The sequence below is a fragment of the Tenacibaculum profundi genome (assembly GCF_052050075.1).
In the GTDB taxonomy this organism is placed as follows: Bacteria; Bacteroidota; Bacteroidia; order Flavobacteriales; family Flavobacteriaceae; genus Polaribacter.
Window position 1 is genome coordinate 2,690,241 of record NZ_CP197225.1, and the last position, 12,862, is coordinate 2,703,102.

The 12,862-nt window shown below is 32.4% G+C and carries 11 protein-coding genes; 4 read left to right on the forward strand and 7 right to left on the reverse strand.

All coding sequences use genetic code 11. The features are described 5' to 3' along the window. Nucleotides 1-5: 5 nt before the first annotated feature. Complete coding sequence (dnaE, locus tag ACSIGE_RS10950) at nt 6-4,340, reverse strand: DNA polymerase III subunit alpha (protein ID WP_440879913.1); 4,335 nt, start codon at nt 4,338-4,340, stop codon at nt 6-8. A 354-nt stretch (nt 4,341-4,694) separates the two neighbouring features. Here dnaE and ACSIGE_RS10955 point away from each other — a divergent pair, with 354 nt between their 5' ends. Beyond that, a complete protein-coding gene (locus ACSIGE_RS10955) occupies nt 4,695-5,198 on the forward strand; it encodes a 30S ribosomal protein S16 (protein WP_440879914.1) in 504 nt (167 codons plus the stop codon). 16 nt (nt 5,199-5,214) lie between these two features. Beyond that, the gene (gene rimM / locus ACSIGE_RS10960; RefSeq protein WP_440882210.1) at nt 5,215-5,739 is read left to right on the forward strand and encodes a ribosome maturation factor RimM; all 525 of its coding nucleotides are present in this window, start codon (nt 5,215-5,217) and stop codon (nt 5,737-5,739) included. Nucleotides 5,740-5,873: 134 nt separating this feature from the next. On the opposite strand, the gene ACSIGE_RS10965 is transcribed toward rimM, so the two are convergent. The 4 genes from ACSIGE_RS10965 to ACSIGE_RS10980 all read right to left on the reverse strand — a co-directional run bounded on the left by ACSIGE_RS10965 (nt 5,874) and on the right by ACSIGE_RS10980 (nt 9,419). Then, on the reverse strand, nt 5,874-6,902 hold the full coding sequence (locus ACSIGE_RS10965) for a Rieske 2Fe-2S domain-containing protein (RefSeq protein WP_440879915.1): 1,029 nt from the start codon (nt 6,900-6,902) through the stop codon (nt 5,874-5,876). A gap of 59 nt (nt 6,903-6,961) precedes the next feature. Beyond that, entirely contained in the window at nt 6,962-7,843 is an 882-nt protein-coding gene (locus ACSIGE_RS10970; RefSeq protein ID WP_440879916.1) for a class I SAM-dependent methyltransferase, read from the reverse strand. Nucleotides 7,844-7,917: 74 nt separating this feature from the next. Beyond that, entirely contained in the window at nt 7,918-8,502 is a 585-nt protein-coding gene (locus tag ACSIGE_RS10975; RefSeq protein ID WP_440879917.1) for an FcoT family thioesterase, read from the reverse strand. Nucleotides 8,503-8,507: 5 nt separating this feature from the next. Beyond that, complete coding sequence (locus ACSIGE_RS10980; protein WP_440879918.1) at nt 8,508-9,419, reverse strand: TauD/TfdA dioxygenase family protein; 912 nt, start codon at nt 9,417-9,419, stop codon at nt 8,508-8,510. Nucleotides 9,420-9,715: 296 nt separating this feature from the next. On the opposite strand from ACSIGE_RS10980, the gene ACSIGE_RS10985 reads away from it, so the two are divergent. Continuing rightward, nucleotides 9,716-10,297, forward strand: coding sequence for a PhnA domain-containing protein (locus ACSIGE_RS10985; protein ID WP_440882211.1), 582 nt, complete (start codon nt 9,716-9,718; stop codon nt 10,295-10,297). A 109-nt stretch (nt 10,298-10,406) separates the two neighbouring features. On the opposite strand, the gene ACSIGE_RS10990 is transcribed toward ACSIGE_RS10985, so the two are convergent. Then, a complete protein-coding gene (locus ACSIGE_RS10990; RefSeq protein ID WP_440879919.1) occupies nt 10,407-11,459 on the reverse strand; it encodes a nucleoid-associated protein in 1,053 nt (350 codons plus the stop codon). A gap of 242 nt (nt 11,460-11,701) precedes the next feature. Between ACSIGE_RS10990 and ACSIGE_RS10995 the strand changes: the two genes are divergently transcribed. Further along, nucleotides 11,702-12,229: a hypothetical protein gene (locus ACSIGE_RS10995; protein WP_440879920.1), complete on the forward strand. Its 528-nt coding sequence runs from the start codon at nt 11,702-11,704 to the stop codon at nt 12,227-12,229. A gap of 3 nt (nt 12,230-12,232) precedes the next feature. Here ACSIGE_RS10995 and ACSIGE_RS11000 read toward each other — a convergent pair whose 3' ends face one another. Then, the gene (locus tag ACSIGE_RS11000) at nt 12,233-12,832 is read right to left on the reverse strand and encodes a ribonuclease HII (RefSeq protein ID WP_440879921.1); all 600 of its coding nucleotides are present in this window, start codon (nt 12,830-12,832) and stop codon (nt 12,233-12,235) included. Nucleotides 12,833-12,862 lie beyond the last annotated feature (30 nt).

The window sequence follows — 12,862 nt, forward strand, 5'->3', positions numbered from 1 at the left end:
TTTTTTTAATTCAATTTATAATTGATAAATTGTTCATCCAATGAACAAAGAAATTTATTTGATATTTTCACTTTAGTACTTCTGCTTGGTAAATTTAATTCTATTTTTTCTTCAGCATCCCAAACGGTAAAGTGTAAACTTTGTGAACCTTTATTTGTAGCGAATAAATGTTGCAAATCTTTGATGATTTTCTCTTTAATTTCGTTTAACGGTATGGTTATTGTAATTTTTTTACACAGTTTATCCATAATGTCTTGAAGGAGTGTAAAATCAGTAAAAGAAACTCTAGGGTCTCCTTTTATACCTTCTTTATTTGTCCATCCAGGCTTTACCATCGTCTTTACAAAAACAAATGAATTAGGAACTAAAAAATGTTTATAAAGTAAATATTCTTCTCCAAAAATTCTAAATTCAAAGCTATCGCCATAATCTTCTATTGTAAAAGCAGCCCAACCTTTTCCCATTTTAGAAACTCGGTGCTGTACATCGGTAACAATACCAGCGAAACTGAGAGCCATCCCTTCATATTTTGCCAGCTCTTTATAGTGACTTAAAGAAGCGTTGCAAAACTTTAATTCATTTTTAAAATCGTCAAGAGGGTGCGCAGAAATATACATTCCTATAACCTCTTTTTCCTTAGCTAAAAGCTCCATGGTTCCCCAAGTATCACAGAGAGGTATGGTAGGTTCTGGTAGTTCAACAGCTGAAGCTTCTCCGAACAAGGAAACTTGTGATGAGTTTTTATTTTCTTGATATTTATTTCCGAAGCGAAGTGCTTTTTCTAAAAAAGTTTGATTTTTTTCATCTAAAGCAAAGTATTGTGCTCTGTGTGTGTTGGTAAAAGAATCAAAGCCTCCGGCCAAAATAAGTCCTTCAAAAGCTTTTTTATTTGCAACTCTTAAATCAACGCGCTTGGCAACGTCGAAAATAGAGGAATAATTACCGTTTTTTTTACGTTCATCAATAATTGATTTAACCGCAGTGCCGCCTACACCTTTTATAGCAGCCATTCCAAATCTAACAGCTCCTTCTTGATTTACAGAGAATTTAGAAAATGATTCATTTACATCAGGGCCTAATACCTCAAGCCCCATTCGCTTACATTCTTCCATAAAAAAAGAAACTTGTTTAATGTCGTTCATGTTATTTGAAAGAACAGCAGCCATATATTCAGCTGGATAATGTGCTTTTAAGTAAGCTGTCTGATAGGCTACCCAGGCATAACACGTTGAATGTGATTTGTTGAAAGCATAAGAAGCAAAGGCTTCCCAGTCTTTCCAAATTTTTTCGAGTTTTGTTTCATCATGACCATTAGCTACTGCCTGTTCAACGAACTTAGGCTTCATTTTTTCAAGAACAGCAATTTGTTTTTTACCCATTGCTTTACGAAGCACATCAGCCTCGCCTTTAGTGAAATCAGCTAATTTTTGTGAAAGCAGCATTACTTGCTCTTGATAAACGGTAATTCCATATGTTTCGGCTAAATATTCTTCCATCGCGGGAAGATCATATTCAATTGGCTCATCTCCATGTTTTCTTCTAATAAAAGAAGGAATATATTCTAGTGGACCAGGACGATAGAGAGCATTCATAGCAATAAGATCTGCAAATACAGTAGGTTTTAATTCACGCATGTATTTTTGCATACCAGGAGATTCGTATTGGAATATTCCAACCGTTTCTCCTCTTTGGAAGAGTTCATATGTTTTTACATCATCAATAGGAAAGCTTTCTGGATCGAGATCAACATTATGACGTGCTTTTACAATTTTTACTGTATCCTTGATTAAGGTCAATGTTTTTAACCCCAAAAAATCCATTTTAAGTAGTCCGGCACTTTCTACGACAGAGTTGTCGAATTGAGTGACATACATATCGGAGTCTTTTGCTACGGAAACAGGTACGAAATTGGTGATGTCATCAGGAGTAATAATAACGCCACAGGCATGAATTCCTGTATTGCGAACAGAACCTTCTAGAATAACAGCTTGACTAATTGTTTCGGATTCTAAACCGTTTCCTTGGGCTATATTTCGAAGTTCTTCAACGCTTTCTCGCTCTTCTGAACGAAGTCCTGCAATTTTACCCTTACTTTTATCATCATCACCAAAAATATTTTTCAGTTTTACCCCAGGTATTAATTTCGAAATTCGATCTGCTTCAAATAATGGTAAATCTAGAACACGGGCGGTATCTCTAATGGATGATTTTGCAGCCATGGTCCCATAAGTAATAATTTGAGCTACTTGATTGGCTCCATATTTATCAATTACGTAGTCCATTACACGTCCTCTACCTTCATCATCAAAGTCGATATCGATATCGGGCATTGATACACGTTCTGGGTTTAAAAAGCGCTCAAAAAGTAAATCGTATTTAATTGGATCAATATTGGTAATAGTTAAACAGTATGCTACTGCAGATCCAGCTGCTGAGCCACGCCCAGGCCCAACAGATACCCCCATTTCTCGAGCAGCTTTAATGAAATCCTGTACAATTAAGAAATAACCAGGGTACCCTGTATTGGCAATTACCTCAAGTTCAAAATCTAAGCGCTCTTTGATGCTCTCAGTTATTTTATCATATCTTTCTTCTGCTCCTTCATAAGTTAACGCTCTTAAATAATTATTTTCTCCACGTTTACCCCCATCTTCTTTGTCGGCTTCATCCTGGTACTGATCAGGAATATCGAACGCTGGTAGTAATACATCTCTTGCCAAAGTATATTCTTCTACTTTGTCTACGATTTCTTGAATATTGATAATAGCATCAGGAATATCTGCAAACAGTTTTTTCATCTCTTCAGATGATTTAAAGTAATATTCTTCGTTAGGTAAGCCATAGCGATATCCTCGACCTCGACCTTTAGGTGTAGCTTGTTTTTCACCATCTTTCACACATAATAAAATATCGTGTGCATTGGCATCTTCTTTATCTAAATAAAAAGTATTATTAGTTGCAATTATTTTTATACTGTGCTGTTTAGCAAACTTTAAAAGTGTTGTGTTTACAGCGTTTTCATCTTCTTGTCCATGACGCATTAATTCAATGTAAAGATCATCACCAAATTGTTCTTTCCACCAAAGTAAAGCTTCCTCCGCTTGTTTTTCACCAATATTTAAAACTTTACCAGGAACTTCACCATATAAGTTACCTGTTAAAACAATGATATCCTCTTTATACTGTTTTATTACTTCTTTATCTATCCTTGGAACATAATAGAATCCATTGACATAGGCAATGGAGGCCATTTTTGCCAAGTTATGATATCCTCTCTTATTTTTGGCGAGAAGGACAACTTGATATCCGTTGTCTTTTTTAGACTTGTCAGTATGATTTTCACACACAAAAAACTCACATCCAACAATCGGTTTTATAGGAGTTTCAGCAGATTTATTATACCCTAATACCTCTTTAACGAAATGAAAAGCCGCCATCATATTGCCACTATCAGTAAGTGCGACTGCAGACATACCATCTTTCGCGGCAGCTTTAACAATACCGCTAATTTGAATCGTTGATTGTAATACTGAAAATTGTGTGTGATTATGGAGGTGAGCGAATTTTACATTTTCTAGTTTAGCTAGGCCTTCAGAAGTACTATGTGTTGAAATATCATTCGCTTCAGAAGATTTTCGTTTACGAATTTTATCACTTTCTTTTTTTAGGTTCAGATGCTTTAAGCCAATAACCTTAATAGGCATTGGGTTGCTTTCGGAATATTTATCAAAATAATCTTCTGATACATCTAATTGTTCCTGAGTATACTGACGAAGCCTAATTAATTCAAGGAAGCAACGTGTTGTTGCTTCAACATCAGCAGTTGCATTGTGCGCTTCACCAAATCCAACTCCAAACAAAAAGTTATGAAGTTCGGTTAATGTTGGTAGTTTGAACTTACCTCCCCTTCCTCCAGGGATTTTACAAAGTTCAGCCGTATGTTCTGTACAGGTATCCAATACAGGAAGGTCAGTCAGGTTATTCTTAACACCTAAACGATGGAACTCACATCCCATGATATTTACATCGAAACCAACATTTTGACCAACAATGAATTTTGTTTTTTCTAAGGCTTGATTAAATAACGATAATCCCTCAGCTAAAGAAATACCTTCCTCAATGGCTAGATCAGTGGAGATTCCATGAATACGTTCAGCATCAAAAGGAATATTAAAGCCTTCAGGTTGAATTAGAAAATCATTATGTTCTACTAAATTTCCCATTTCATCATGTAACTGCCAAGCAATTTGAATAGCTCTTGGCCAATTATCGATATCGGTAATCGGTGCATTCCAACTTTTAGGCAGTCCAGTTGTTTCGGTATCAAAAATCAGGTACATTTTTTTATATTCTGTTTGAGGTCTTATGGTTCTGTTAAATGTGTAAAAATACAAAGAATTTACGGGGTATTTTGAAAAGGATTATTCGTGTTATCAACATCAAAAGGCAAATGAAATTTTGGAAATGGAGAAGTGAAGTGCTTTTTTTAAAGAAAGATTTATAAAATTTAATTCTATTTTAAGGGTAATTATAAATAGTTCTCATTGATATGAAAAAAGAGGAGGCTAATTGATCATTAATTCTTAGTTGACGTTTTAAAATAAATTGAATTAACCGGTATACTTTATAAAAATTTTGTAGCTTTGCAAGCTCAAATTAATAATCAAGGTACGTGTACCTTACAAATTAAAATTATGCCTGTAAAAATTAGATTACAAAGACACGGTAAGAAAGGAAAACCATTTTATTGGGTGGTTGCTGCAGATTCAAGAGCAAAAAGAGATGGACGTTTCTTAGAGAAAATAGGAACTTATAATCCTAATACGAACCCTGCTACAATTAACTTAGATGTTGATAGTGCTGTAAAATGGTTGCAAAATGGTGCACAGCCAACAGATACGGCAAGAGCAATTTTATCTTATAAAGGCGCTATGTTGAAAAATCACTTAGCTGGTGGTGTAAGAAAAGGTGCTTTGACAGAAGAACAAGCAGAGGCTAAATTCAACGCGTGGGTTGAAGAGAAAAGTGGAAAAGTAGCAGGTAAAGCTGAAGATTTAGCTAAGGCGCAAGAAGATGCCAAAGCAAAAGCTTTGGAGGCAGAAAAAGCGACAAATGAAGCACGTATAGCTGCTAAAGCTCCAGTGGTAGATAATGAAGACGCTACTACAGAAGAAGCTAGTTCTGATAGTGAAGAATAACAACGTGAATACGGTAATGCATAAAGACAATTGCTTTTATCTTGGCAAAATCGTAAAAAAACATAGTTTTAAAGGTGAAGTAGTAATCAAGCTTGATACTGATGAACCTGAACTATATAGAAATTTGGAATCAGTATTTGTCGATTTAGGCGATAATCTGGTTCCTTTTTTTATTGAAAAGTCTTCTCTAAGCAGAGGCACAATGCTTCGGTTGAAATTTGAAGGTGTTGATAGTGAGGGTGATGCCGAGGCGATACTTAAAACCGGGGTATATTTACCTTTAGATTTGTTGCCAAAATTATCAGGAGATAAATTTTATTATCACGAAATTATAGGTTTTAAGATAAAAGATAGTTCTTTTGGATCAGTAGGAGTTATAAAAGAGATCAACGATTCGTCTTCACAACCGTTATTTGTAGTGGAGAAGGATGGTAAAGAAATTTTTATACCTATGATAGATGATTTTATCAAAAAAGTAGATCGTGAAAATGAAACTATAGAGGTGGTTACGCCTGAAGGTTTGATTGAGTTATATTTATAAGTAAACATTGAAAATTATTCAGCTTGTAAAGTAGAAGCCTACCATTTTTACCTTAATCATAAGGTAAAATAATGGCATTTTTCGTGGTAGTCTAAATTTTATCAAATTGGTTTTATGTTTTCAAGCGTCTATTTTTACACTTCTTCTGCTACAGTATTCTTTTCTTGAATTCCAAAATAAATACGCTCGGCTTTTTTTCGATTATGAAAAATCTGTTTGTCGAAACTTGTTAACTTCCAGGAAGTATTCTCTTCAGGTTTTTCAGGAGCAAATCTCGCAATTTTGGCATCCTCCCATATTTCATATTTTGTAACCATTACAGTGAAAAAGCTTAAGATAGATTTGATTTTTCTTAAAAACTTATTTTTAATACTCATTTGTACAAATACAAATATATCAACTTTATTAGATGTTATGGGGGTAAAAAAAGTGGTTATGATATATTGGTTAGATCTTACTTTATTTCCGGTTTTATTGGTCCAGTAGTTTCTGTAAGATGCATTTAGTGGTTTGAATTTAAAAGACCAATCATTATGATAATAATCTCCTTTTTCGATACCAAATAATTTACGGAAAATAAAAGGCTGTTTTCTGTATTTTCCTGAGCTAATCCCTTTTGTTTCTTCTTCTTCTATTGAAACTGAAAAGTTTACAGTATGTAAATCTTTCTTGTCTGAACCAATAAAACGGTGTACTTTAAAAGCATGTTCAATTTCACTAAAATTATCGATAACCACATTAATAGGAGCTTCAAATTTTTGTGAAAATTTTCCTACCAGTGAAAAATTATCCTCCATAAAATCAGGAAACTTTTCAGTTGTATCTTCATTAGCAACCCATATGACTCCATATTTTTCCCAAGTTTTTAAATTATGTATTTTACAAACTCTTTTTGGAGCAGAGGGGCTACTGGCCATTCCTTTATGATTTATTTTCCATGCATGATATGGACATATTAATTCAAAGTTTTTGTCTAATTTTCCTTTGGCTAAATTAGCCCCCCTGTGAGGGCATGCTGAAGGAACTGCTTGAGGTTTATTTACTTTATTTCTAAATAAAGTGAATTTATTATCGTTGATCACTATTTCAACTATTTTTTTTCTTTTTAATTTAGAAGAAAGCAAAACAGGATGAGGGTATCTTAGACTATATGAGTTTTTCATTTTTAAAATTTGTTTATTTATCGTAGTTAACTTTAAATTAATTTATGTTTTATTAATTCTTAGGAGGAAGCATGAACCATTCTTGCATGCCCCAATGTATTCCCCTCAATTTTTCCTTTTGAGTTTATAAGGTATTGATTACTTAATTCTTCCGGTCCCATATCACTTAGTAACTTTAAATTACATTCTTTAATAAAGTTAGGAGTTTCTTCAGGTGCTAGTCCAAATAAAAATGGTTCTTTTATTTTTTTCAACCATTTTGCTAATTTCTTACCACCATAAGTAGAATGATCACCTAAAACAAATGACTTTATGGAATAGTCAAAGACAATGGAGCTTCCTTTTTTACATAGGCTTACAAAATTAAGTGTTTTCTTCACGTCTTTTTCAGGAAGGTAATAAGAAACCCCTTCCCATAAGAACAGTGTTTTTTGGGTAGTTAAAAAACCGTGTTTCTCAAGTGATTCTCTCAGGTCATCTTTGGTGAAATCTAAGGAAACAAAAGTGTAGTTTTGTGGAGGTGTGAACGAAATTTTTTTATTTAAAACTTTCTTTTTTTGTAACTGTGTTGAATGTATGTCTACCTCAAAAACTGAAGCATTTCTCAGAGCTTCTTGGAATCTAATACCTCTAGTATCGTAACCAGCTCCTAAGATTACTAACTGCTCAATATTATTAGTTATTTCACTCAAAAGAATTTTGTCAAAATGTTTTGTTCTTGTGATAATGTAATTATAGCTGCCTGGCGCTATTTTTTCAAGAATCTTTTTTTGTAAGCTATGAGGTTTTATTGAGGTAAGTAATTTATAATTGCTTTTTAAAAAATGTTTTGCAAGATAGTCTTTACATTTTATTTCGAGATCAGCATCTTGATGAGCAGAAGCTCTCAGAGCAGCAACGGACTCAGCAGATTTAATAGCTTTATTTTTTTGATTTCTCATGTCTAAATTTATTTTAATAGGGTGTTAATTTATTTTAAGCTGCTCTCTTTAGAGCAGCTTTTTGTTATGTGCTCTTATGTTGTTCTTTTGTTTAGATTAGGGTTGTAAGCTAGTACTACAGATCCATTTGATTTTCCGTTGTGTTTGTCGTAGTAAATAATGTCAGTATAAAAATAAATTACATCAGATCTAAATAATATCTTTTTTAAACTAACTTCTCCCCAAAACTGATCAGAAGCTAGATTACTTAGGAATTTTCCTTCAATTTTTACGATAAGCATTGATGATAACTGATTTTTTCTAAAAGACTCATAGCTAAGTCCTTTCTTTTTCCAGTCTTTGAGAACTGAGTTGAAAATATTATGCTTAAAAGCGAAAGCAAACATTACATAAGATATTTGATTGAAGCAGATATTAAATTCAACTGAATTAAAATGACCTGTGTCATCAATATAGCAACTTTCAGGAATAGAAAATTCACCTAAAGCTTTGATAAGATAAGATTGTTTTTCATCTGTTTGCTCATTATTTGGCAGAATTATTTGAGATTTTTTCAAATAAGTAGTATGCTCCATGTAAGGAGTTAAAATGTCAGATTGAAATATAGGAGGTACCGGAACGGTACTAGGTACCGAACAATTATCTGTAAATGAATTCATGTTTTTTAATTATTGTTGTTACAATATATTTTTTTCTCTTCAGTTAAAGGAAGTCCATCTTTTAATGTAATGCGATACATCATTGTTTCTTCCTCCTTTGAAACTTCCACATGGATATCATCTGTCGGAGCTTTTTTTCTTCCTGAAGAATGAGCTAAAAATCTATTATCCCAAATAATCAAATCACCTTTTTCCCATTGTATTTCTTTTACAAATTCTTGTTGCTCAGCAAAGTCAAATAGCTCATTTAGTACTTTTTTTGATTCATCAAGTCCCTTGTTTTTAATTCCGATAGTAAAGCCTCTTGAAGCATAAATTATTTTTTCTTTCGTATACGGGTGTGTTATTACTGCAGGATGTGCAACAGGTGCTTGGATGTAATCAATCATTTCCAGAATTTCGCTAACATCTAACCCTACGTCTTCAGGTCTTACTTTGTATTTGTAACGACCACTATGTAAAAATTCAACATCTTCAATAGCATTTTTTAAGTGTAAAGGAAGATTTTTGTATACACTAGACATGTCAATGAATCTGGTTGTTCTGGGGCTTTTCAATGGCAAAATTTTTGGCATTAACATTGTGATTAACTTAGGATCTTCTTCGAATGCTGTATCTGAGTGCCAATAGCCTCCTGTTCTTGGTACACCTATTTTTTGGGTGTTGCCTTGTTTTACATTGGATGAAACAAAAATTAAATCATGTTCTGGATGATTATAGTTTTTTTGTAAATATGGTATTGGTTCGCCCATTAAGTGTGCAAAGTCACAAAATTGTTTTTCTGTTAATTCATTATTTTTTATAACAATTATTCTGTTTTTGTAAAGTAAATCTTGTAACGTTGAAATTTCTTGTTTATTAATATTAGACAAGTCGGTTTCTACCGCCACTCCGATTGAGAGTAATGTTTTTTTCATTTTGGTGAAATTATCGTTTGGTTATTTTTTTGGGTTAAGTTGTATTTGAAATAGTCAGTAAAAAAATAGTGATATGAAAAATGACTGCATGGTATTGTAAGTTTATTAGTTCTGTGAGTCAAATATACTTTCTGAAAAGTAATTTAACAATAAGTACTTGCCCTATAGGTTTATAGGGGAAATGTCTAGCGTTAATTCGGTTTGTCTTGAGTTTTTAAGCAGAGATTTGGAATAAAAACAATCTTAATTTGGTGTTAAAAAATGTATTTTTGTTGTTAAAAACTGAATTTTATAACGTGAGTTTAATAGAGCAATTAAGAGAAAGAGGTGGTGGGCAATGTGAGTTGTGTACTTCTAAAAAAAACATAGTAGTTTATGAAGTTCCTCCTGTTTCAAACGGAGGGTTTGATGGAAGTTTATTGGCATGTAAGGTGTGTGTAGAACAAATTAAAACTCCTGAAAAAATGAATGTTAATCATTGGCGATGTTTAAATGATTGTATGTGGAGCGAGTATACTGCTGTGAAAGTTGTTGCATGGAGAATGTTACATCGATTAAAAAAGGAAGGTTGGTCACAAGACTTATTGGACATGATGTATTTAAATGAGGAAGAATTGAGTTTTGCTGAAGCTTTGGGAGACCACTTGGATGAAAGCGAAAAAGTGATTCATAGAGATATTAACGGAACTATTTTACAGGCAGGAGATAACGTGGTTTTGATAAAGGATTTGAAAGTGAAGGGCTCTAGTATGGTTGCCAAGCAGGGAACGGCTGTAAGAAGAATTTCTTTAGACCCAGAAAATGCCAAGTATGTTGAAGGAAGAGTAGGAGGTACACAAATCGTAATTATTACGGATTACGTGAAAAAAATGGCTTAAAAATAGTTGTTTCTAACACAGTAACTTTAGTATGTTTAATGGTTTGAAAAATGAATGAAATAAAAAAGAGATTAGATTATCTAATCCCTTTTTTATTTTTTGGGTAGCATTATTTTTCTGCATTGAAATAAACTTTATAAAATTTCATTTTTTTATCTTCATCAAAGCCCCTTTCTAAATATTCAGAGGAAGCGTCAGGCGCGTCCACATCGATTTTAATTTGAATATTAGTGTCTAATTTAATTTCAGTTTTAAATTTACTCTTTTCTTTTTTTAATACAGCATCGGAAACATCGAAATTATTTCGGATTAAAACATCATTTAGTTTTTCAAAGTGCTTTTTGTAATCTTCAAACATATCTTTATGTTTATCTTCTTCAAATACATCATCTTTAAAATTATGATAATCCACACTTTCATGCTCTTTAAAATAATCAACAGTATTGGCTAAAAAAGAGCTTTGTTCTTGCTTTCCAAATTCCGGTTTAATTACTTCTTCTGAAAATTCTTTACATAATTCAAGATAATTTTGCGTATGTAAGTTTCTGTCATCAGCATATTTTACGTTCAAAAAATTTTTAATCCAATATTGTGCATCATAGTTATTATTATCAACAGATAAAACAACAGTGCCCTCAACATCTGAGGAATTTAGAATCAAACAACCTTTATCCAGTTTTTTTGTCGAAATACCTTTTTGAACAACTACATCAAAACTTTCTTCTTCATCTAAATAAGTTTGAAAGAAATCTACTTTACTTTCAATTTTAAAAATTCCCACAGCTTCGACCAATACATCTCTATACTCAAGTCCTTCAAAATAAGCAACAATGACATCACCCGTTTTTATATTAGCTGAATTTGATTGCTCGTATAGGTGATTGACAATATTTTTAGAATGTTCAATAAAAGAATCTTCATTCTCAAAAATATCTGTAGAATATTTATTGATTTCGTTTAATCCGATATCAGAGTGATGATTAAAACGATAGCTTTGAGTAACAGAGCCAAAAGGCTTAAGAAGGAATGGGAGTAGTAATTCATAACTTTCTTCATCAAAACGGACTAAACTTTCAGAAAAAGCATTTTGCCCACTATTGTATTTGTTAGCGACTTTATGAATGATACATTTATTGAGTTCAGCGCGGGTTCTTTTAATCATTATACTAAAAAATTGAGGTACAAAAGTACATGAAAAATTTAATTTTATTTGAAAGGAGTGTTTGATAGATGTAAAAAGTAACTGTCTTTATGAAAGAGATTAAGTATGCGTGTTGTATATTTTAATAATCCTTGCTAAAATAACGGATGTGTTAAATAAAGAGGGTTTTTAGATGAAAACAAGTAATGATTTTTAATTTTTAATTTATATTTTAACTAAAAATAATTTAAACAAAAAAATAAATGAAAATATTAGGAATAGGATCAAGAATTAATCATTCAGAGCTGGGGTTCGGAGTTGTAACCAATGTTGATAGCAAGTATTATTGGGTTACTTTTCAGCATAAGGGAATAGAAACAATTCCTATAAACGATGAGTTCGAAGTTATTGAGGCAATTCATGAAGAAGTTGATTCTGTTAGTTTTTACGAAGTAGAGCATACGCTTAGAAAAATATTAAAACAGTGGAGTGATATTTCGGAAATAGTACCTATTGCAGATAAATACAAAGGAGGAAAGTTGATTATTGAGCCCTCCGATACGAATTTAGTATCAAAAGAAATTCCAATTGATACTTTTTTTCATAAAATAGTTATGGTTCGCGACAGAATAAGGGTTATGGAGCAAAAGATTAATTCTAGTAAAACTTTGGACGATCAAGATAAAATAGATTTACAGCAGTACATAACAAGAATCTATGGAAGCTTAACAACTTTTAATGTACTTTTTAAGTTAAAGTCAGATCAATTTGTCGGATCAAAATCAAAGTAAAATTTAAAGGTTAAGTTTTAGTTGCTCCGGGAGTAGTTTAAAAGATTTTCTATGAAATGGAGTAGCTCCAAACTTCCTAATGGCGTTTCTATGCTCTTTTGTTGGATATCCTTTGTTTTTCTTCCAGTTATATTCAGGGAATTTTTCATTAATTTTAGCCATATAATCATCTCTGTATGTTTTTGCTAAAATAGAAGCGGCGGCAATACTCATATATTTGGCGTCTCCTTTAACAATAGTTTCAAAAGGTATATTTTTATAAGGCTTGAATTTATTTCCATCAATTATGATGAATTCAGGAGTAGTTTTAAGTTTATCAATCGCCCTATGCATTGCAGTAATTGAAGCTTGTAAAATATTCAAGTTATCAATTTCTATTTGATCTACGAATGATACGCCAAAACAAATTGCGTTTTCTTCAATAAAAGGTCTAAGTAGCTTACGCTGTTTCTCAGATAGTTTTTTTGAGTCATTGAGTAGCTCATGAGAAAAATCTTCTGGTAAGATAACAGCTGCGGCTACGACAGGACCACACAAACAACCTCTTCCAGCTTCATCTGTTCCAGCTTCAAGAGAAAATGTACTATACTTTAGTTCCAACATACTACAAATTAACAGTTTTCAAGGAAAATA

Coding starts and splice junctions, on each gene's coding strand:
- ACSIGE_RS10970 (WP_440879916.1), bottom strand. CDS start 7,843: ATGAGAAATCAAAAAAATAAAGCTATTAAATCTGCTGAGTCCGTTGCT.
- ACSIGE_RS10965 (WP_440879915.1), bottom strand. CDS start 6,902: ATGAAAAACTCATATAGTCTAAGATACCCTCATCCTGTTTTGCTTTCT.
- rimM (WP_440882210.1), top strand. CDS start 5,215: ATGCATAAAGACAATTGCTTTTATCTTGGCAAAATCGTAAAAAAACAT.
- ACSIGE_RS11000 (WP_440879921.1), bottom strand. CDS start 12,832: ATGTTGGAACTAAAGTATAGTACATTTTCTCTTGAAGCTGGAACAGAT.
- ACSIGE_RS10955 (WP_440879914.1), top strand. CDS start 4,695: ATGCCTGTAAAAATTAGATTACAAAGACACGGTAAGAAAGGAAAACCA.
- dnaE (WP_440879913.1), bottom strand. CDS start 4,340: ATGTACCTGATTTTTGATACCGAAACAACTGGACTGCCTAAAAGTTGG.
- ACSIGE_RS10995 (WP_440879920.1), top strand. CDS start 11,702: ATGAAAATATTAGGAATAGGATCAAGAATTAATCATTCAGAGCTGGGG.
- ACSIGE_RS10980 (WP_440879918.1), bottom strand. CDS start 9,419: ATGAAAAAAACATTACTCTCAATCGGAGTGGCGGTAGAAACCGACTTG.
- ACSIGE_RS10975 (WP_440879917.1), bottom strand. CDS start 8,502: ATGAATTCATTTACAGATAATTGTTCGGTACCTAGTACCGTTCCGGTA.
- ACSIGE_RS10990 (WP_440879919.1), bottom strand. CDS start 11,459: ATGATTAAAAGAACCCGCGCTGAACTCAATAAATGTATCATTCATAAA.